Below are 20439 nucleotides of genomic sequence, written 5' to 3' on the forward strand. Positions count from 1 at the left end.
GTGACAACAATCCCAGAAGGTGAGAGGGGGTGACGCGAAATGGCCCAGCGTGAATGGGTCGAAAAGGACTTCTATAAGGAGCTTGGCGTCTCCTCCGACGCCAGCGCCAAAGAGATCAAGACGGCATATCGCAAGCTGGCTTCCGATCTGCATCCGGACAAGAACCCCGCCGGTGCGGACCGGTTCAAGGCGGTCTCCGAGGCGTACAGCGTTTTGTCCGACGAGGCCAAGCGCAAGGAGTATGACGAAACCCGCCGTCTGTTCGCCGGCGGCGGTTTCGGTGGCCGACGGTTTGACACCGGCGGCTTCGGCGGCTTCGGAATGGGCGGTGACGGCGCCGAATTCAACCTGAACGACTTGTTCGACGCCGCGGGCCGGTCTGGCGGCACGAACATCGGCGACCTCTTCGGTGGCTTGTTCGGTCGCGGCGCCGGCCCTCGTCCCACCCGGCCGCGCCGCGGCAATGATCTGGAGACCGAAACCGAGCTGGACTTTATCGAGGCCGCCAAGGGCGTCGCGATGCCGTTGCGGCTGACCAGTCCGGCCCCGTGCACCAACTGTCACGGCAGCGGCGCGCGCCCGGGCACCAGCCCGAAGGTGTGTCCGACCTGCAACGGCTCCGGCGTGATCAGCCGCAACCAGGGCGCGTTCGGCTTCTCTGAACCCTGCACCGACTGCCGGGGCAGCGGTTCGATCATCGAACACCCCTGCGACGAGTGCAAAGGCACCGGCGTCACGACCCGCACCCGAACCATCAACGTGCGGATCCCGCCCGGTGTCGAGGACGGACAGCGGATCCGGCTGGCCGGGCAGGGCGAGGCTGGATTGCGGGGCGCCCCGTCGGGTGACCTGTACGTGACGGTGCATGTGCGGCCGGACAAGCTCTTCGGCCGCGACGGCGATGACCTCACCGTGACCATTCCGGTCAGCTTCGCCGAATTGGCTTTGGGCTCAACGCTTTCGGTACCAACGCTGGACGGCACGGTGGGTGTTCGGGTGCCGAAGGGCACCGCCGACGGCCGCATCCTGCGGGTGCGCGGACGCGGTGTGCCCAAGCGCAGCGGCGGCAGCGGGGACTTGCTCGTCACCGTCAAGGTTGCCGTCCCGCCGCATCTGGAGGGCGCCGCACAGGAGGCGCTGGAGGCGTATGCGGCGGCCGAGCGGGCCAGTGGCTTCGACCCGCGGGCCGGATGGGCAGGTAATCGCTGATGGCCGGAAACTCGAGGAACTCTCGCAAGGAAGAGTCCCGGACCTTCCTGATCTCGGTGGCGGCCGAGCTGGCCGGCATGCATGCGCAGACGCTGCGCACCTACGACCGGCTCGGACTGGTCAGCCCGCAGCGCACCTCAGGCGGCGGGCGCCGTTACTCCGAGCATGACGTGGATCTGCTGCGTGAGGTCCAGCGGCTGTCGCAGGACGAGGGCGTCAACCTCGCCGGCATCAAGCGAATCATCGAACTCACCAACCAGGTCGAGGCGCTGCAGTCCAGGCTGCAGGAGATGAGCGAGGAACTGGCCGCGTTGCGGGCCAACCAGCGCCAGCGCCGTGAGGTCGCCGTGGTGCCGAAGAGCACGGCGCTGGTGGTTTGGCAACCGCGCCGGGCGCGTTAGCTCACACGCGAATCGAGAACTGGGCCTCCGCCGGCTCGCCGGGATGTGCGCGGCGATACCCACCGCGGCGCAACGCGTCGGTTGGCGCGGCCATCGGCTCGAAACACACCAGGTCCTCGGCGGTGGGTGCGAATATCTGCGCCGCGGGGAAGCCGTGGTCGAAGCGGACCTCGATGCGGCGGTCGTCGCCGGACACTGCGAACACCGCACCCTCGGCGACCTCGTCGTAGCCGTCGTCGAAAGCCTTGTCTCCCAATGTTTCCGAGGTAGCCGGCTGCATGGTGCTCTCGCCGGTCGGCAGTCCGCGGTCGTCGACGACTAGGTGGCGCATCGACGGCGTTTCGATGCGCCACTGGCTGCGCGGCACGCCGGGCAACCGAAGGTAGGGGTGAAATCCGAAACACAGCGGCACCGCCTTGTCAGTGGTTGCCGCTACGGTGGTGTGCACACTCAACGTCCGGTCGGCCAGTTCCACCCGCACCACCAGCAGGTGCGGGAACGGGAACCCGGCCAGAAGTTCCGGGTCGGCGCCGAAGTCCAGTTCGGCGATCAATTCGTTGGCCGACTCGCTCATGACTCGCCAGCCCGGGTAGCCGGCGAGCAGGCCGTGGATCGGCAGCCCGTTCGGGTCGGTGCGGACGCCGCGAGCGCCCGCCTCCAAGGTGACGACCTCGCCGTCGACCGTATAGCTGTTGGAGCCCAAGCGATTTGCCCACGGGTACAGGATCGGGATGCCCATCGTCTTGCCCTCAGTGAGATAGGCGTCCAAGCCGCGTCGCTGGCCGAGCAGTTCCACGTCGGAATCTGTCCCCGAGTCAGTCAGGGAGACGCCGATCATGCCGGCCTCCGGTACGAACTGCGCGGCCACCGGCGACGACGGATCACGCAGGGTAACGACATGCATGGCTTACCTCGACTTATCTGGACAGCGGATCGTGCTGGATACGTTGCGGCGAAGCGCCTTTGGCGATCAGAGCGGCTTTGGTGGCGCGGACCATGCCCGGTCCGCCGCAGATCAGGATCTGCCGGTCGCCCCAGCCGCCGTACTTGGTCACCACCTCGGGTAGCCGGCCGGTTTGGTGTACGTGCAGGCCGCGCGGCGGCGTCACGTCGGGGTAGTCGGCCGCCCAGGCCGGGTCACGGCTGTATTCCGACACCGGCGAGACCGACAGCCACGGATTGTGGGCCGCGACCTGCCACAGCGTGGGCAGATCGTAGAGCTCGCAGCGGTAGCGTGCGCCGAAGAACAGATGCACCCGCGGGTTCTCCGCGTAGCGGGCGAGGTCCATGATCAACGCCCGCAGCGGCGCGAGCCCGGTGCTGCCGGCCACCAGCAGCACGTCGCCGCCGTTGCGGTCCACTCGCATGGCGCCGTGCGGGCTGGACAATCGCCACCGGTCGCCGGGTCTGGTCTCGTTGACGATGGCGGTGCTGACCAGGCCGCCGGGCACGACCCGGATGTGAAACTCGATCGCGCCGTCCGGGTTGGCCGGGATGGCGGGGCTGAGATATCGCCAGCGGCGTGGGCATTGCGGGACGTGGACGTTCACGTATTGGCCGGGGTGGTAGGGCATCGGGCGGTCCAAAAGCAGCCGGACGATCGCGAGATCCCTTGATATTCGGACGTGCTCGGCAACCTCGCCGTCCCACCAGGCCGGTCCCTGCTCGGCGTCGGCGGCGCCGCTCATCACCCCGGTGATCAGGTTGAGCGATTGGGTCGCGGCGTCGTCGACGGCATCGGTCCAGGCGTCACCCAACCGGCCGCGCAGCGTCGCATACAGCGCGCGCCGCAGTGTGTCGTAATGGGCCGGCAGCACACCGTATTTGCGATGATCGCGCCCGAGCTGGGCCAGAAACGCGACCGGCTCGTCGGCCCGCTGAGCGACCAGCTCGCCGTACACCCAGTGCAGCGCGTGGGCGAAGGCGGCCCGCTGATGCTCCATTTCGGGTGGAAACAGGTCGCGGACCGAGACGTCGAGGTCGAACCAGTGCGCATAGAAGCGCCCGACGAGTTCGTTGCCGAAGGGCTGCTGGTCGAAGGCGTCACGTAAGACCTGCAACGCGTCTCGATCCTCTAAGCCCACGGACCTCGATTCTAAGCTCGTCGCGGCGCCCGGCCACCCCGCCAGCACGGGGTCCGGTTTCCGCAGATTTCCCAAACGGGATAAAGTTGAGCGGAACAGACTCAACCTTGACGGCGTTGAACAACGCGACAAGCATTTTTTCCAGACCTAAGAAACGGAGGTGTCGTGGACTCTTTCAACCCGACCACCAAAACGCAGGCGGCCCTGACGTCGGCCCTGCAGGCGGCCACCGCCGCCGGTAACCCCGAGATCAGGCCCGCGCATCTGCTGATGGCACTGCTGACGCAGAACGACGGGATCGCCGCGCCACTGCTGGAGGCTGTCGGCGTCGAACCCGCGACCGTCCGCGCTGAAACGGAGCGCCTGCTGGAGCGGTTGCCGCAGATCAGCGGCGCCAGCTCGCAGCCGCAGCTGTCCCGCGAGTCGCTGTCGGCCATCACCACGGCTCAGCACCTGGCCACCGAGCTGGACGACGAATACGTCTCCACCGAGCACCTGATGGTCGGGCTGGCCACCGGCGACTCCGACGTCGCCAAACTGCTGACCGGTCACGGCGCCTCACCGCAGGCCCTGCGGGAGGCGTTCGTCAAGGTGCGCGGCAGCGCCCGGGTCACCAGCGCCGACCCCGAGTCCACCTATCAGGCGTTGGAAAAGTACTCCACCGACCTGACGGCTCGCGCCCGCGACGGCAAGCTCGACCCGGTGATCGGGCGGGACAACGAGATCCGCCGAGTGGTACAGGTGCTGTCCCGTCGTACCAAGAACAACCCGGTACTCATCGGCGAGCCCGGCGTCGGCAAGACCGCGATCGTGGAGGGCCTGGCGCAGCGGATCGTGGCCGGCGACGTGCCGGAGAGCCTGCGCGACAAGACCGTCATCGCCCTGGACCTCGGGTCCATGGTGGCCGGCGCCAAGTACCGCGGCGAGTTCGAGGAACGGCTCAAGGCCGTCCTAGACGACATCAAGAACTCGGCCGGACAGATCATCACGTTCATCGACGAGTTGCACACCATCGTGGGCGCCGGCGCAACCGGCGAGTCGGCGATGGACGCGGGCAACATGATCAAGCCGATGCTGGCCCGCGGCGAATTGCGTCTGGTCGGTGCCACCACGCTGGACGAGTACCGCAAGTACATCGAGAAGGACGCCGCGCTGGAACGGCGCTTCCAGCAGGTGTTCGTCGGGGAGCCGTCGGTGGAGGACACCGTCGGCATCCTGCGCGGGCTGAAGGACCGCTACGAGGTGCACCACGGTGTACGCATCACCGACTCCGCGCTGGTGGCCGCGGCCACACTGTCCGATCGTTACATCACCGCACGGTTCCTGCCGGACAAGGCCATCGACCTGGTCGACGAGGCGGCCAGCCGGTTGCGAATGGAGATCGACTCGCGGCCCGTCGAGATCGACGAGGTCGAGCGCCTGGTCCGCCGGCTGGAGATCGAAGAGGTGGCGCTGGCCAAGGAAGAGGACGCGGCGTCCAAGGAGCGGCTGGAGAAGCTGCGCGCCGAGCTGGCCGACAAGAAGGAACAGCTCGCCGAACTCACCGCCAAGTGGCAGAACGAGAAGAACGCGATCGACATCGTCCGCGAACTCAAGGAACAGCTGGAGACCTTGCGCGGAGAGTCCGAGCGCGCCGAACGTGACGGTGACCTGGCCAAGGCCGCCGAGCTGCGCTACGGCCGCATCCCCGAGGTCGAGAAGAAACTGGACGCAGCCCTGCCGCAGGCAGAGGCCCGCGAGAACGTGATGCTCAAGGAGGAGGTCGGACCCGACGACATCGCCGACGTGGTGTCGGCGTGGACCGGCATCCCGGCCGGACGGCTGCTGGAAGGCGAGACCGCCAAGCTGCTGCGGATGGAGGATGAGCTCGGCAAGCGTGTGGTCGGTCAGAAGAAGGCCGTGCAGGCCGTTTCCGACGCGGTGCGACGGTCCCGGGCCGGAGTGTCCGACCCGAACCGGCCCACCGGGGCGTTCCTGTTCCTCGGCCCGACCGGCGTCGGCAAGACCGAGCTGGCCAAGGCGCTGGCCGACTTCCTGTTCGACGACGAGCGCGCCATGGTCCGCATCGACATGAGCGAATACGGCGAAAAGCACTCGGTGGCCCGGCTGGTCGGTGCGCCTCCCGGCTACATCGGCTACGACCAGGGCGGTCAGCTGACCGAAGCGGTCCGACGGCGGCCCTACACCGTCGTGTTGTTCGACGAGGTCGAGAAGGCCCACCCGGACGTGTTCGACGTGCTGCTGCAGGTCCTCGACGAGGGGCGGCTGACCGACGGTCAGGGCCGTACTGTCGACTTCCGCAACACGATCCTCATCCTGACCTCCAACCTGGGGTCGGGCGGTAACGAGGAACAGGTGATGGCGGCGGTGCGTGCCACGTTCAAGCCGGAGTTCATCAACCGGCTCGACGACGTGCTGGTCTTCGAAGGCCTCAACCCCGAGGAACTGGTGCAGATCGTCGACATCCAGCTCGCGCAGCTGGACAAGCGGCTCGCCCAGCGGCGGCTGCAGCTCGAGGTGTCGCTGCCGGCCAAGCGCTGGCTGGCGCAGCGCGGGTTCGACCCGGTGTACGGGGCGCGTCCGCTGCGGCGGCTGGTCCAGCAGGCGATCGGCGACCAGCTGGCCAAGATGCTGCTTGCGGGCGACGTCCACGACGGGGACATCGTGCCGGTCAACGTCAGCGCGGACGGCGACTCGCTGGTCCTGGGCTAAACGCTCGGTGGCTAGACGCTCCGGGGCACGAGCGTGGGGCATATGAATGCATTCCAATGGCATTTCGTCCATATGCCCCACGCTCGGCGGCAGGTCGCGGACCTCGTTGTTCGCGCCTGGCAAACCTTAATTTGGTTGTGACCTGGTCGGATTCTCGGTTCCGGACCAACAGCAGATACCCTGTGTGGGATGGTTCCGCTTTGGTTCACGCTGTCCGCACTGTGCTTTGTCGGTGCGGCGGTGTTGCTGTACATCGACATCGATCGGCGCCGCGGCCGAAGCAGACGCCGCAAATCCTGGGCGCGCTCGCACGGGTTCGACTACGAGAGCGAGTCGACCGAGATCCTGCAGCGGTGGAAGCGCGGCGTCATGTCGACGGTCGGCGATGTGGTCGCCCAGAACGTGGTGTTGGGCCAGATCCGCGGCGAGGCGGTGTACATCTTCGACCTCGAGGAAGTCGCGACGGTGATCGCACTGCACCGCAAGGTGGGCACCAACGTCGTGGTGGACCTGCGGCTCAAAGGACTCAAAGAGCCACGGGAGAGCGACATTTGGCTGCTCGGGGCGATCGGACCGCGGATGGTGTACTCCACCAACCTGGATGCCGCCCGCCGGGCCTGTGACCGGCGCATGGTCACCTTCGCGCACACCGCACCCGACTGCGCCGAGATCATGTGGAACGAGCAGAACTGGACGTTGATCAGCATGCCGATCAGCAGCACCCGCGTCCAATGGGACGAGGGTCTGCGCACTGTGCGTCAGTTCAACGACTTGTTGCGGGTGCTGCCGCCGCTGCCCCAGGACACCCCACAGGAAGCAGCGCCGGCGCCCCGCGTTGCTGCCCCGAGCCGGCCGCTGGCGCCGGCGGCACGGGCAGAGTTGCCGCCTCGGCGGTCCGGGACCGACGTGGCCGGGTTGCTGTCCGAGTCGAGTCGCCAGGCCGAGCCGATCCACCGCGATGAGGGTCGTTCGCAGGGTTCTCGTCGCCAGCCGCCAACCGGGCGCAACGGCCAGCAGGCCACCAACTATCAGCACTGATCGCGCTCCGGGCGGACGCGAGCCGGCTCAGTACACTATCGCTCATGCCTCGCCCTGTCGCCCTGATCACCGGGCCTACCTCCGGGATCGGCGCCGGCTACGCGCGACGCTACGCCCGCGACGGATATGACCTGGTGCTGGTCGCCCGCGACGTCGACCGGATGACGCGGTTGGCCGAAGAGCTACGGGCGGATGCCGGGCACATCGAGATCCTGGCAGCAGACCTGGCCGAGGCCGCAGACCGTGACAAAGTCGCCGCCCGGCTGTCCGCAGGCGTTCGGGTCTTGGTGAACAACGCCGGTTTCGGCACATCCGGCGAATTCTGGACCGCCGAGCCCGCCCTGCTGCAAAAGCAGCTCGACGTCAACGTCACCGCCGTGATGCAGCTGACCCGTGCCGCATTGCCGGCCATGCTCGACGCCGGAACCGGCACCGTCATCAACATCGCCAGCGTGGCCGGCCTGGTGCCCGGCCGTGGGTCGACGTATTCGGCGTCCAAAGCCTGGGTGATCTCGTTCTCCGAGGGCCTGGCCGGGGGATTGCAGGGCACCGGCGTGAGCGTGCATGCGGTATGTCCTGGTTTCGTGCACACCGAATTCCACACCCGGGCCGGGATCGACCAGCCCAAGGTCCCGTCGTTCATGTGGCTCGAAGTCGAGGACGTGGTCAGCGAAAGCCTGGCCGAGATCGCCCGCGGCAAGGTGATCATCGTCCCGAGCATGCAGTACAAGGCGATCGTCACCGCAGGGCGCCTCATGCCGCGAAACCTGTTGCGGTTCACCGGCAGACGAGTCGGCGGTGGCCGTGGCCGAACCTAGCCGCGGTGACGATGCGGGCCGGGCAGCGGCCCGAGGAGAAGCCGGGCAAATCGAATCTCAGCGGGAGGAGCTGGCCGAGCTGGTGCGCCGACTCTCGCTGGTACATGGTCGCGTCACGCTGTCGTCGGGCAAGGAGGCCGACTACTACGTCGACCTGCGCCGCGCCACTCTGCATCATCGGGCTTCCGCGCTGATCGGCCGCCTGATGCGCGAACTCACCCAGGACTGGGACTACGCCGTCGTCGGTGGCCTGACCCTGGGCGCCGATCCGGTGGCGACGGCGATCATGCACGCCCCCGGCCGCCCGATCGATGCGTTCGTCGTCCGGAAGTCGGTGAAAACCCATGGCCTGCAACGTCTTATCGAGGGCTCCGAGGTGTCCGGCCGGCGTGCGCTGGTGGTGGAGGACACCAGCACCACGGGTGGTTCGGCGCTGACGGCGGTCCGTGCCGTCCGAGACGCGGGCGGGGAGGTCGTCGGCGTGGCCACCGTGGTGGACCGCGACACCGGCGCAGCGCAGGCCATCGAAGCCGAGGGCCTGCCGTACCGCAGCGTGCTGAACCTGGCCGATCTGGGGCTGGGCTAGGGCACTATCGGGATCACTGTGCGGACGTTGATTGTTCTGGCCTGCCTGGCGGCCTGTCTGGTCGGCTGCTCGAGTTCTAACCACGCCACCAGGCCCTACGGTGCCCAGGCCGCGCGACTCGGTGAATCGCTGGGTTTGCTGGGCTGGAACATGTCCGTGTCGAATCTGCGCTGGGACGACGACTACGTGCTGATCGACGTCGACGCCTCGCCGACGGACCCCAAGGCGCCGCACGCCAAACCCGAGGACATTCGGTTCGGGCTCTACGGCGCGCTGGCACACCCAATGGAGTCCGACGCGATGGCCAGCTGCGGCGAGGCGATGGGCACGGTGCACGACATCACCACACCGCTGTCGGCACCTCCCGGCCGGCTTACCGGCACGGTGTGCCTGGGTCCGCTGAAGGACCGAAGCCAGGTTCGCGGCGTGTACGGCTACTCGCCGCAGGACCGGATCCCGAAAACTTCGGCTGCCTATCCGGCGGCGTTCCCCGTGGGGTTGCTGCCGACCAACGAGAACGACACCGGCTTGGTGGTCAAAAGCACCAGCGTGTCGGCCTGGCGCGCGGACGGTACCCCGGTGACGAAGGCGCAACTGGGCGATCCAGGCGCGTTCGCCGGCAATGGCTACATGCTGCTCGGGCTGGAGGCCGACGGCGTCGCCGACCGATACCGCGACGAGTCCGCGACGCGGGGCGGCCCGCTGATGCTGCTGGCTTCGCCGACGTTGCCCGGTCGGGGCGTGAGCCCGGCCTGCGCGGTGTACGGGTCGGCGGTGCTGATCCTGCCCGACGCATCGTTGAACTCGGTGCACGTCAACGCGTCGCTGTGCACCCAGGGCGAAATCAACCAGGCGTTGCTCTACGCGACGGTGGCGATAGTCGGCACCCACGCCGGCGTCTGGACTCTGCGGTGAGCGAGCCCGGCCCCACCGAATGGGGGACACCGCCCGGCGGTGTCGGGCCGTGGCCGGGAGACCTTCCCGAAGATCCGCGATACGACCCAAACTTGTTGCGGGACGGCGATACTCGCAATGTCGTCGATGCCTACCGGTACTGGACGCGCGAGGCGATCGTCGCCGACATCGACGGGCGTCGTCATGCGCTGCATGTGGCGATCGAGAACTTCGGTCACGACGCCAACATCGGATCGGTGGTGCGCACCGCCAACGCGTTCGCCGTGCACACCGTGCACATCGTCGGCCGCCGCCGCTGGAATCGTCGCGGCGCTATGGTGACCGACCGCTACCAGCGCCTGCGCCACCACGAAACCACGGCCGAGCTGCTGGACTTCGCGTCCGGCGCCGGTTTGACCGTCGTCGCGGTGGACAACGTCCCGGGGGCGGCGCGCCTGGAGCAGACTGCGCTGCCGCGGGATTGCCTGCTGGTATTCGGTCAGGAAGGTCCCGGCATCACCGACGACATTCGCTCGGGTGCGGCGTTAACGGTGTCGATCGCTCAGTTCGGCTCGACTCGCAGCATCAATGCCGGTGTGGCGGCCGGGATTGCGATGCATGCCTGGATCAGGCAGCACGCGGACATGTCGCGCGCCTGGTGAATGTGCCTTGCGTGTGCGCCTACGGCTTCGCGAGTGAAGCTACGGCTTTGCGTGTGAAGGTACGGCTTTGCGTGTGAAGCGACGGCTTTGCGAGTGAAGCGACGGTGCAAATCCCGCGATTTTCCCCGCCCACGATTCACAGCCAACGCCCACGATTCACAGCCAACGCAAGAACGACCCGACGGCGTCAGCTAGGTCGCGCGGGCCGCATCTTGAACGAGACCTCCAGCTTGATGCGGAAGGTGATCTTGCCGGCGCTGTCCACCGACATGTCCTGCTCGATGACTCGGGCCACGCGGATGTCGTCGACACTTTCCCGCGCCCGCTGCACCGCCTCCGCAGCGGCCTGCTCCCAGGACGTCGGACTGGTCCCGATGATGTCGATCACCTTGTACACGCTCATGGGCAGAAAGCGTAGCCGCCGGTTGCTCCGGCCACATCGAGTCCACTTTCTTCAGGGCTAAGGCAGGATTTAGGGCATGGAGCAGGTTTGGGCGAACCGGGCGGCAAGTGCGGAAGCCGCCGTCACGCAACGACACCTGAAACGGCTGTGGGCGCTGCCGGGCACCCAGCTCGGGGTGGTGGCCTGGCCGTCGGACCGGAAAGACCGGCTGTTCGGCACCTGGCACTACTGGTGGCAGGCGCATCTGCTGGATTGTCTGATCGACGCGCAGCTGCGGGACCCGCAGCCGCAGCGACGGGTCAGGATCAATCGGCAGGTTCGATCCCACCGGCTGCGCAACAACTTCTCCTGGACGAACAACTACTACGACGACATGGCCTGGCTGGCCTTGGCGCTCGAACGTGCCGCCCGAGTGGCCGGTGTCGAGCGGCGGCGCGCGCTACCCAAGCTCGCGGACCAGTTCATCAAGGCATGGGTGCCCGAGGACGGCGGCGGGATCCCGTGGCGTAAGCAAGACCAGTTTTTCAATGCTCCGGCCAATGGTCCGGCGGGCATCTTCCTCACGCGCTACGGCGACCGCCTGCAGCGCGCCGCCCAGATGGCCGACTGGATCGACCGCACGCTGATCGATCCGGAGACGCATCTGGTGTTCGACGGCATCAAGGGCGGTTCGCTGGTCCGCGCGCAGTACACCTACTGCCAGGGCGTGGTGCTCGGGTTGGAAACCGAGCTTGCCGCACGGACCGGCGATCAGCGGCATGCGGAACGCGTGCACCGGTTGGTCAAGGCCGTTAACGAGCACATGGCGCCGTCGGGCGTGCTGCAGGGCGCCGGCGGCGGCGACGGCGGCTTGTTCGCGGGCGTCACCGCCCGATACCTCGCGCTGGTCGCCACCGCACTACCCGGCGACTCCGACGACGATGTTTCGGCCCGGCGCAGTGCCGGCGCGCTGGTGCTCTCGTCGGCGAAGTCCGCGTGGGACTACCGGCAAACGATCGACGGGTTGCCCGTCTTCGGCGCGTTCTGGGATCGCGACGCGGAGCTGCCCAGCGCGGCCGGTCAGCGCGCGCAGTTCGTCGCAGGTGCCGTCAATGCGTCCGAGGTCCCGGAACGGGACCTGTCGGTGCAGCTTTCCGGGTGGATGTTGATGGAGGCCGCCCACAGCGTCGCGGTGCTCGACCACGAAGCGGACGGATCCGATGATGCCGGCGAGCCACTACTCGGTTAAGGCAGCCGGATCCGGGTCACCAGTCGACTCTGGCTTGGGTGCGCGGTGCCGGGACCGGTAGATCCGAACCGCCGAAATGAACGCAGGTAGCAGCGACACGAACAGGATGGCCAGGATGATCTTTTCCAGGTTGTGGTGGACGAACGGCACGTTGCCCAGGAAGTAGCCCGCCAGCGTCGCACCCCCACCCCAGGCGATACCGCCGACGATGTCGAACCCCAGAAACACCGGATAGCGCATGTAGGACACGCCCGCGACCACCGGCGTAAACGTCCGGATGAACGGTGCGAACCGGGCCAGGATGATCGCCCACGGGCCGTACTTCTCGAAGAAGGCGTGCGACTCGGTCACGTAGTGCTTCTTGAAGAACCGGGAATCTTCCTTCTTGAACAGCGCCGGGCCGATCCGGCGCCCGATGAAATATCCGGTCTGATCGCCCAGCACCGCGGCCACCGCCACGCAGGGTGCCAGGACCCAGATACTCGCCGGCGGGTCCGGGTGCGCGGCCAGCAGCCCGCCGGTGAACAACAGTGACTCGCCCGGCAGAAATGGAAACAGCAGGCCGGTCTCGATGAAGACGATGATGAGGATCCCGGGCAGCACCGCCGAGCCGAAGACACCATGGGCGCCCAACCAGTACATCGGGTCGAGGATGTTGCCCAAGGCCACCACGGCGGTGCTCATGACCTCACAACATACCGTCCTGAGGGTGGCGACCCGCTTCGCCCGGCTGCGCCGCGCTCGCGATCGCCACGGTCCTGAGGGTGGCGACCCGCATCGCGCGGCTGCGCCGCGCTCGCGATCGCCACGGTCCTGAGGGTGGCGACCCGCTTCGCCCGGCTGCGCCGCGCGGCTGCGCCGCGCTCGCGATCGCCACGGGGTCCCACCGGGCTCGACACAACTCTGACTGTTGCGATACTGATGGGACCCAGCATTCAGGAGGAAGATCCATGCCCATCGCAACGCCCGAGGTCTACGCCGAGATGCTGAAACGTGCCAAGGAGAATGCGTACGCCTTCCCGGCCATCAACTGCACCTCGTCGGAGACCATCAACGCAGCAATCAAAGGCTTCGCCGACGCCGGCAGCGACGGCATCGTCCAGTTCTCCACCGGGGGCGCGGAATTCGGCTCCGGGGTGGGTGTCAAGGACATGGTGACCGGCGCGCTGGCGCTGGCCGAGTTCGCCCACATCATCGCGGCCAAATACCCGGTCAACGTCGCGCTGCACACCGACCACTGCCCCAAGGACAAGCTCGACAGCTACGTCCGCCCGCTGCTGGCGATCTCATCCGAGCGCGTTTCAGCTGGCAAGAATCCGCTGTTCCAGTCGCACATGTGGGACGGGTCCGCGGTGCCGATCGACGAGAACCTCGAGATCGCGCAGGAGTTGCTCAAAGAAGCCGCGGCCGCCAAGATCATCCTCGAAATCGAGATCGGCGTGGTAGGCGGCGAAGAAGACGGCGTCGCCCACGAGATAAACGACAAGCTCTACACCACGCCGGACGACTTCGAGAAAACCATCGACGCCCTCGGCCACGGCGAGCACGGCAAGTACCTGCTGGCCGCGACATTCGGCAACGTCCACGGCGTCTACAAGCCCGGCAATGTGAAGCTGCGCCCCGACATCCTGGCCCAGGGGCAGAAGGTGGCGGCGGCCAAACTCGGACTGTCCGATGATGCCAAGCCCTTCGATTTCGTCTTCCATGGCGGTTCTGGCTCGGAGAAGTCGGAGATCGAGGAGGCCCTGCGTTACGGCGTGGTCAAGATGAACGTCGACACCGATACGCAGTACGCGTTCACCCGTCCGATCGTCGGTCACATGTTCACCAATTACGACGGTGTACTCAAAGTCGACGGAGAAGTGGGCGCCAAGAAGGTGTATGACCCACGCAGCTACCTGAAGAAGGCGGAAGCCGGGATGGCCGAGCGGGTGGTGGAGGCCTGCAACGACCTGCACTGCGCCGGAAAGGCGTTGTCGGGCTAACTCCCGCGCCGAACGTGCGCTCAGGGCGGAAAATCGCGAAAAACCCGCCCTCAGAACACGTTCGGCGAAGCGTGGCGGACAGGCCGCCTGAGGCGAAGCGTGGCAGAGAGCCCGCCCAACCCTAGCCGCTGGGGGACTGGCAGACCTTCCACTGATCGTCGCGGAACTGCAGGTCGATGCTGCGCGTCGAGCGGACCTGCGGGTCGTAGGCCATGAAGGTAGTTACGTTGGCCTCGGCGTGCTGGCCGTTGACGGCGACCTGGTCGATGGTGTCGATCACCGGAATCTGTTTGGCCGCCGCCACCCGGTGATAGGTCTCCTGCCATGCGCGCTCGTCGTAGTCCACGTAGCTGTCCCGGGTGGTGCCACAGGTGATGCTGCGCAGCGTTGCCAGGTCGCCGGCCTGCAGCGCAGTTTCGAGCTGCCGGATCGTTTGTCGCACCCGGTCTTCCTGCGAGGCTTTCGGGTGATGCATACGGGTCAGCAATACAGTGAGCAGGACCGCGATCGCCGTCAGCGCCAAGACGATGACGATGATCGCCAGCACCCAACCCAGCTTCTGGTTCCTGGATGCCGGCGCCTTTGCCCCGTCGCGGGCCGGAATCGACTGCGGTACAGCAGTTTTGGGGGGCAACCCCTGGACTGGTGGTGCCGGCTGCCCCGGGGGCTGGGAGCCTGACGGGGACTTAGGGATGACCTCGGTCTCGGCGTCCGGGCCGGTCACGATGATCGCCGTCTCGTTGGCATCGAAGCCAGGGGCGGTGAAGCGGCGTTCGCGCAGGAGTTCCGGACTGGTCTCCGAATCCTGGTCGGGTTCGCCCTTGTTTATGACGACGGTTTCGGCGTCGCTGGGCATCGAAGGGTCTTCGCCAGGTCCTGCTCCACGGCCAGCGCCGCGCTCACCGGCGGGGTCGCCAGGGTTCGGCGGGCCACCGCGATCGGGCTGGGGTTTGTCAGCCATGGGCGATAGCTTAGCGACCGCATCGCCGGTTCGGGGCATGCGAGCTAGGGCGTCGGCAAACCCAGCGGCAAAATAGAACGCATGACGCCGATGGGTGATCTTTTAGGACCTGATCCGATCCTGCTACCTGGTGACACCGAGGCTGAGGCGGAACTGCTCGCCAACGAAAACCCGGGCATCGTTGCCGCCGCACATCCGTCGGCGTCGGTGGCCTGGGCTGCACTCGCCGAGGAGGCTCTGGCCGACGACAAGGCCATCACGGCCTATGCCTACGCCCGCACCGGCTACCACCGCGGCCTGGACCAGCTGCGCCGCAACGGCTGGAAGGGTTTCGGTCCGGTGCCCTACTCGCACGAGCCCAACCGCGGCTTCCTGCGATGTGTGGCCGCGCTGGCGCGCGCCGCCGACGCCATCGGCGAGACCGACGAGTACGCACGATGCGTGGATCTGCTCGACGACTGCGACCCGGCGGCCCGCTCCGCGCTGGGACTCTAAAAGCTTTCTGCGCAACCGCCGCCGTCCGGGCGCTCGATCTGGACCGTGGCGTGGTCTAGCCCGCGAGCCGACAGCACCGCACGCGCGTCCTGCAGTATCCGCCCGGAATTCCCGTTGCTGGTCAGGTGCACGGTGCACATGTCCATCCCCGGTGACAGCGTCCACACGTGCAGGTCGTGCACCTCGCTGACGCCGTCGACAGTGCCCAGCGCCGCCCGTAGCTCCTCGACGTCGATGTGGGTGGGCGACGCCTCGGACAGGATCCGCAGTGCTTCGCGGGCCAGAGAGACCGCCCGCGGCAGCACCCACAGCGCGACCAGCACCGCTACCACCACGTCGGCGTAGGGCCAGTGCGTCGTGATGGTGACGACGCCGGCGATCAGCACGCCGATGCTGCCCACGGTGTCGGCCACGACTTCCATGTAGGCGCCCTTGACGGCCAGGCTGTCGGTTGCGTGGGAACGCAGCAGCAGCGCGACAGCGAAGTTGGCCGCCAGGCCGGCCAGCGCCACCACGACCATCGGCACGCCCGGGATTGACGGCGCTGCACTGAGCCGCCGGACGGCCTCGTAGAGGATGAAGGTCGCGACCCCGATCAGCAGCGCGGCGTTGGCGACCGCGGTGAACACCTCGGCGCGATGCCAGCCATATGTTCGGGCGGGCGATGTGCTGCCCCTACGGGCCAGCACCACGGCGGCCAGGCCCATGAACACCGCCACCACGTCGGTCAGCATGTGCCCGGCGTCGGCCAGCAGCGCGATCGAGTTGATCAGCACCGCGGTGATCAGCTCCACGACGAAGAACGCCGCCAGGATCGCGGCGGCCATGATCATGCGCGGAATCATCCGAGACGCGCTGGCCTCGGATTGCGGCGGCGACCCGCTTCGCCCGGCTGCGCCGCGCTTGCGATCGCCGCGGGATTGCGGCGGCGACCCGCTTCGCCCGGCTGCGCCGCGCTTGCGATCGCCGCGGGATTGCGGCGAATGACTGTGGCCGGCGCCCATGGCGAGAAATATATGCGTGTTAGCGCATATATTGCAAGGCTCAGATCCAGCGGCTCCAGAACCGGGTAAGCGCATCCCCGCTGCCCGCCAGAATGTGCGGCACGCCGGAGAAGTCGAAGAGCCACCCCACAACCTCGAACAACCACCGGTTCAGACCCGGCGCGAAGAGAAGGAGCAGCAGAATGAACACGCCGAACTGCTTGGCGGGTGCCAGGGTGCGCTGCATATCGGGACTCAGGTGCGGCTCCAGCGCGTCGTAGCCATCCAGGCCCGGGATGGGCAGCAGGTTCAGCACCACGGCCATGATCTGCAGAAACCCCAGAAACGCCAGCCCCGCCCACAGCACCCAGTGGTCGATATCGAAGAACAGTCGGGTGGCCGTCAGCAGCAGTACCGCCAGCACCAGGTTGGCCGCCGGCCCCGCCAAGCTGACCAGGGTGCGACGGGCGGGCGTCATAGAAGCGGTCTGCAGATATACCGCGGCGCCCGGCAGGCCGATCCCGCCCAGTGCGATGAACACCATCGGCAGCACCAGCGACAGCCCGACATGGCTGTAGCGCCGCGGATCCAGCGTCAGGTAGCCGCGGACCGCGGCGTCGTGGTCGCCGAATCGCCAGGCCGTGTAGGCGTGCCCGAATTCGTGCAGGCACAGCGACACCAACCAGCCGGCGATAACCAATATGAACACCCCGGCGTAGGACAGCGGCCGCACGCTCGCGCCGGCCAGCCAGGCCAGCACGCCCCCGACGGCGGTCAAACCGACCAGGGCCAGAAAGATCGGGCTAGGCCGCACCGATCCGTGCACCCTGGGGAAGCTCACCGATCGAAACTACCGGACCAGCGTGACTCCGGTCCTAACTCCGCGCCGCCGTTCTGGGCGTAATGCCCAGGAGGCAACCGTAAGCCCCACGAGTATCAGGGGACCCACCAGCGTTTTGCTGTCATCGCCGACCCAGATGTGGGAAGCCGTCGCTCCCGTGTAGATAAACATCAGCCCCGCGTATGCCCACTCCTTGATCAGGGGGAGGCGCGGCGCCAAAAGGACCAGCCCGGCCGACACGTAGCAGACACCGAGGATGGTCATGAAGTAGGGCGGATATCCCAGATGTGTCACGACACCCTTGAACGGCTGCAACTGCAAGGCGCCCATCACGCCGCCCACAAAACACTCGGCGGCGAGCAGGCCAGTTGCCGCCCAATAGGCGACCACACGGACTCGTGAAGATGGCATAAAACCTCGACACTGTGCCGACCCGAAATGTGACTACCGGACCAACAGCCAGCCCTCCACGTGGCGATAGAACGTCGACCGGCGAGCCGTGCGGGCAGCCGGGACCCCGTCACGGACCACGATGACGCCGGTAGTGCCCAGCTGCGCCGCGCGTCCGCTCACCCAGCGGCGCCATGGCCGATAAAGCGCGGCGCGCAGGCCCGGCACCGCCAGCGTCGGCTCGATCCACACCTCGGTGACGTCGCCGTCGAACAGCACCTTGTCGTCCACCACCGCCTCGCCATGCACCGACCGCGCGTCCTGCGGCGGTAGCCAGCGGGCCCGGCCCACGATCACCGAACCGGTCTCGTCGCGGATCAGCGGCACCCGCCGGGCAGAGCCGCGCCGAGCCCGCCGTGCCGCGCGGCGGCCGGCCGGCAGCCGGTAGGTGCGGGTTGCCCTGGTGCGCCGGCGCGGCACGTAAGCCACTTCGACGTCCAGCCGGTCGGCGCGCAGTAGTCGGGTGAGGACGCCGGCCAGCTCGGCGTCGTTGCCGACCACGACCAATCGTCGGGATGGCGGCAGGTCGATGTCGAAGGAGTCGAGCCGATGCGTGGGCAGGCCGGCGAGCGGACGGGGTGCCGATCGATCACCGAACAGCAGGACCGCCATGCTTGGGGTGTTATCGGCCGTGTTCACCCCAAAATTCATGGCTCCTCGCAAAGTGCTGGGTAGGGTAGGTCACCGGCTGGACCACAATAAGCAGGCGTAAACAGGCCTAAGCACGCGGGATTAGGTGGGAGCGAGTCATGCCGGCAATCGTCCTGATCGGCGCCCAATGGGGTGACGAGGGCAAAGGTAAGGCCACTGACCTGCTCGGTAGCCGTGTTCAGTGGGTGGTGCGTTACCAGGGCGGCAACAACGCCGGGCACACCGTCGTCCTGCCCACCGGCGAGAACTTCGCGTTGCACCTCATCCCGTCGGGGGTGCTGACCCCCGGCGTCACCAACGTCATCGGCAACGGCGTGGTGATCGATCCCGGCGTTCTGCTGGACGAGCTCAAAGGCCTGGAGGACCGCGGTGTCGACACCTCCAAGCTGCTGATTTCCGCCGACGCACACTTGCTGATGCCCTACCACGTCGCCATCGACAAGGTTACCGAGCGCTACATGGGCAGCAAGAAGATCGGCACCACCGGCCGCGGCATCGGGCCGTGCTACCAGGACAAGATCGCCCGCATGGGGATCCGGGTGGCCGACGTACGGAACCCCGACCAGCTGGCTCACAAGGTGGAGGCCGCGCTCGAATTCAAGAACCAGGTGCTGGTCAAGATCTACAACCGCAAAGCGCTGGACCCTAACCAGGTGGTCGAGACGTTGCTGCAGCAGGCCGAAGGCTTCCAGCATCGAATCGCCGACACGCGGCTGCTGCTGAACAATGCCCTGGAAGCGGGCGAGACGGTGTTGCTGGAAGGTTCACAGGGCACGCTGCTCGACGTCGACCACGGCACTTATCCGTACGTGACGTCGTCGAACCCGACGGCGGGCGGTGCGGCTGTGGGCTCGGGCATCGGGCCGACGCGGATCGGTACCGTGCTGGGGATTCTCAAGGCCTACACCACCCGGGTGGGCTCGGGCCCGTTCCCCACCGAGCTGTTCGACGAGAACGGCGAATACCTGTCCAAGACCGGCGGGGAGTTCGGTGTGACCACCGGGCGGCGGCGCCGCTGCGGCTGGTTCGACGCCGTCATCGCGCGCTACGCCACCCGCGTCAACGGCATCACCGACTACTTCCTGACCAAGCTGGACGTGCTGTCCAGCCTCGACACCGTGCCGGTCTGCGTCGGGTACCGGATCGGCGGGTCGCTCACTCACGACATGCCGATGACGCAGAGCGATCTCTGTCGCGCCGAACCGGTCTACGAGGAGTTGCCCGGTTGGTGGGAAGACATTTCCGCGGCGCGTGACTTCGACGACCTGCCCGCCAAGGCGCGGGACTACGTGCTGCGGCTGGAAGAGCTTGCCGGAGCACCGGTTTCGTGTATCGGCGTCGGTCCGGGGCGGGACCAGACCATTGTGCGCCGTGACGTGCTGCAGGCCCGCCCGTGACGGATGCGGTGCAGGATCCTGAAGAACTCGACCCCGAATATCACCATCACGGCGGCTTTCCCGAATACGAGGCGGCCACCCCCGGCCCGGGCTTCGGGCGCTTCGTGACCGCGATGCGCCGGTTGCAGGACTTGGCCGTATCCGCTGACGCTGGCGACTTGTGGGACGAAGCGGCCGATCGCGCCGACGCGTTGGTCGACTTGTTGGGACCGTTCGAGGCCGCCGAAGGCAAGGCGCCGGCGGGGCGAACGCCGGATCTGCCGGGTATGGGCAGCCTGCTGCTGCCGCCCTGGACGTTGACGCGGTACGCCCCTGACGGCGTCGCGATGACGGGATATTTCAGCCGGTTTCACGTCGGCGGCAACATGGCGGTGCACGGCGGTGTGCTGCCGCTGCTGTTCGACCACATGTTCGGGATGATCTCGCACGCGGCAGGACGGCCGATCAGCCGGACCGCGTTTCTGCATGTGGACTACCGCAAGGTCACCCCGATCGACGTGCCGCTGGCAATCCGTGGACGGGTCACCGGCACCGAGGGCCGCAAGGCCTTCGTGTCCGCGGAGTTGGTCGACGCCGAAGAGACCCTGCTGGCCGAAGGCAATGGCCTGATGGTGCGATTGCTGCCCGGCCAGCCGTAGGTC

The 20439-nt window shown here is 67.2% G+C and carries 22 protein-coding genes; 13 read left to right on the top strand and 9 right to left on the bottom strand.

From position 1 onward, the window contains the following. Nucleotides 1-39 precede the first annotated feature (39 nt). Nucleotides 40-1209 carry a molecular chaperone DnaJ gene (gene dnaJ / locus A5791_RS01405; protein WP_067229787.1) on the top strand — a complete coding sequence of 390 codons (1170 nt, stop codon included), beginning with the start codon at nucleotides 40-42 and terminating at the stop codon, nucleotides 1207-1209. Continuing rightward, a complete protein-coding gene (locus A5791_RS01410; RefSeq protein ID WP_067229790.1) occupies nucleotides 1209-1610 on the top strand; it encodes a heat shock protein transcriptional repressor HspR in 402 nt (133 codons plus the stop codon). Before dnaJ ends, A5791_RS01410 begins: the two co-directional genes overlap by 1 nt. Before the next feature lies 1 nt (nucleotide 1611). On the opposite strand, the gene A5791_RS01415 is transcribed toward A5791_RS01410, so the two are convergent. Further along, nucleotides 1612-2514, bottom strand: a complete 903-nt coding sequence (locus tag A5791_RS01415) for an aldose 1-epimerase (protein WP_067229792.1) — start codon at nucleotides 2512-2514, stop codon at nucleotides 1612-1614. Between the two features lie 13 nt (nucleotides 2515-2527). Continuing rightward, nucleotides 2528-3694, bottom strand: coding sequence for an FAD-binding oxidoreductase (locus A5791_RS01420; protein WP_067229794.1), 1167 nt, complete (start codon nucleotides 3692-3694; stop codon nucleotides 2528-2530). Between the two features lie 165 nt (nucleotides 3695-3859). Between A5791_RS01420 and clpB the strand changes: the two genes are divergently transcribed. The 6 genes from clpB to A5791_RS01450 all read left to right on the top strand — a co-directional run bounded on the left by clpB (nucleotide 3860) and on the right by A5791_RS01450 (nucleotide 10404). Continuing rightward, the gene (gene clpB / locus A5791_RS01425; RefSeq protein WP_067229798.1) at nucleotides 3860-6406 is read left to right on the top strand and encodes an ATP-dependent chaperone ClpB; all 2547 of its coding nucleotides are present in this window, start codon (nucleotides 3860-3862) and stop codon (nucleotides 6404-6406) included. Between the two features lie 189 nt (nucleotides 6407-6595). Then, complete coding sequence (gene ttfA / locus A5791_RS01430) at nucleotides 6596-7444, top strand: trehalose monomycolate transport factor TtfA (protein ID WP_067229801.1); 849 nt, start codon at nucleotides 6596-6598, stop codon at nucleotides 7442-7444. 44 nt (nucleotides 7445-7488) lie between these two features. Further along, on the top strand, nucleotides 7489-8262 hold the full coding sequence (locus A5791_RS01435; protein ID WP_067229805.1) for an SDR family oxidoreductase: 774 nt from the start codon (nucleotides 7489-7491) through the stop codon (nucleotides 8260-8262). Between the two features lie 49 nt (nucleotides 8263-8311). Continuing rightward, entirely contained in the window at nucleotides 8312-8848 is a 537-nt protein-coding gene (gene pyrE, locus A5791_RS01440) for an orotate phosphoribosyltransferase (protein ID WP_067230131.1), read from the top strand. A gap of 18 nt (nucleotides 8849-8866) precedes the next feature. Beyond that, nucleotides 8867-9763, top strand: coding sequence for a hypothetical protein (locus A5791_RS01445; protein WP_067229808.1), 897 nt, complete (start codon nucleotides 8867-8869; stop codon nucleotides 9761-9763). Then, nucleotides 9748-10404: an RNA methyltransferase gene (locus tag A5791_RS01450; protein WP_197504577.1), complete on the top strand. Its 657-nt coding sequence runs from the start codon at nucleotides 9748-9750 to the stop codon at nucleotides 10402-10404. The genes A5791_RS01445 and A5791_RS01450 overlap by 16 nt, the downstream gene beginning before the upstream one ends. A gap of 187 nt (nucleotides 10405-10591) precedes the next feature. On the opposite strand, the gene secE2 is transcribed toward A5791_RS01450, so the two are convergent. Next, entirely contained in the window at nucleotides 10592-10807 is a 216-nt protein-coding gene (gene secE2 / locus A5791_RS01455; RefSeq protein WP_067229813.1) for a calcium dodecin, read from the bottom strand. A gap of 76 nt (nucleotides 10808-10883) precedes the next feature. Here secE2 and A5791_RS01460 point away from each other — a divergent pair, with 76 nt between their 5' ends. Then, nucleotides 10884-12035, top strand: coding sequence for a glycoside hydrolase family 76 protein (locus A5791_RS01460; protein WP_067229818.1), 1152 nt, complete (start codon nucleotides 10884-10886; stop codon nucleotides 12033-12035). Here A5791_RS01460 and A5791_RS01465 read toward each other — a convergent pair. Then, complete coding sequence (locus A5791_RS01465; RefSeq protein ID WP_067229820.1) at nucleotides 12024-12719, bottom strand: DedA family protein; 696 nt, start codon at nucleotides 12717-12719, stop codon at nucleotides 12024-12026. The two genes, A5791_RS01460 and A5791_RS01465, sit on opposite strands and share 12 nt — an antisense overlap. Before the next feature lie 266 nt (nucleotides 12720-12985). Between A5791_RS01465 and fbaA the strand changes: the two genes are divergently transcribed. Next, a complete protein-coding gene (gene fbaA / locus A5791_RS01470; RefSeq protein ID WP_067229824.1) occupies nucleotides 12986-14020 on the top strand; it encodes a class II fructose-bisphosphate aldolase in 1035 nt (344 codons plus the stop codon). A 121-nt stretch (nucleotides 14021-14141) separates the two neighbouring features. Here the strand turns inward: fbaA and A5791_RS01475 are convergent, their stop codons facing one another. Then, nucleotides 14142-14981, bottom strand: a complete 840-nt coding sequence (locus A5791_RS01475; protein ID WP_067229826.1) for a hypothetical protein — start codon at nucleotides 14979-14981, stop codon at nucleotides 14142-14144. A gap of 81 nt (nucleotides 14982-15062) precedes the next feature. On the opposite strand from A5791_RS01475, the gene A5791_RS01480 reads away from it, so the two are divergent. Continuing rightward, nucleotides 15063-15476, top strand: coding sequence for a DUF3151 domain-containing protein (locus tag A5791_RS01480; protein WP_067229828.1), 414 nt, complete (start codon nucleotides 15063-15065; stop codon nucleotides 15474-15476). On the opposite strand, the gene A5791_RS01485 is transcribed toward A5791_RS01480, so the two are convergent. The 4 genes from A5791_RS01485 to A5791_RS01500 all read right to left on the bottom strand — a co-directional run bounded on the left by A5791_RS01485 (nucleotide 15473) and on the right by A5791_RS01500 (nucleotide 18389). After that, nucleotides 15473-16321, bottom strand: coding sequence for a cation diffusion facilitator family transporter (locus A5791_RS01485; RefSeq protein WP_067230134.1), 849 nt, complete (start codon nucleotides 16319-16321; stop codon nucleotides 15473-15475). The genes A5791_RS01480 and A5791_RS01485 overlap by 4 nt on opposite strands. 199 nt (nucleotides 16322-16520) lie before the next feature. Continuing rightward, nucleotides 16521-17300 (bottom strand): site-2 protease family protein, encoded by a 780-nt coding sequence (locus A5791_RS01490; protein WP_067229830.1) that lies wholly within the window; start codon nucleotides 17298-17300, stop codon nucleotides 16521-16523. 9 nt (nucleotides 17301-17309) lie between these two features. Continuing rightward, nucleotides 17310-17711, bottom strand: a complete 402-nt coding sequence (locus A5791_RS01495; RefSeq protein ID WP_067229832.1) for a DoxX family protein — start codon at nucleotides 17709-17711, stop codon at nucleotides 17310-17312. 33 nt (nucleotides 17712-17744) lie between these two features. Next, nucleotides 17745-18389, bottom strand: coding sequence for a peptidase M50 (locus A5791_RS01500; RefSeq protein ID WP_156660945.1), 645 nt, complete (start codon nucleotides 18387-18389; stop codon nucleotides 17745-17747). A 110-nt stretch (nucleotides 18390-18499) separates the two neighbouring features. Between A5791_RS01500 and A5791_RS01505 the strand changes: the two genes are divergently transcribed. Continuing rightward, nucleotides 18500-19798, top strand: a complete 1299-nt coding sequence (locus A5791_RS01505) for an adenylosuccinate synthase (RefSeq protein WP_067229843.1) — start codon at nucleotides 18500-18502, stop codon at nucleotides 19796-19798. Next, entirely contained in the window at nucleotides 19795-20436 is a 642-nt protein-coding gene (locus tag A5791_RS01510; protein WP_067229846.1) for a PaaI family thioesterase, read from the top strand. Before A5791_RS01505 ends, A5791_RS01510 begins: the two co-directional genes overlap by 4 nt. Nucleotides 20437-20439 lie beyond the last annotated feature (3 nt).

Source organism: Mycobacterium sp. 852002-51163_SCH5372311 (assembly GCF_001667115.1).
GTDB lineage: Bacteria > Actinomycetota > Actinomycetes > Mycobacteriales > Mycobacteriaceae > Mycobacterium.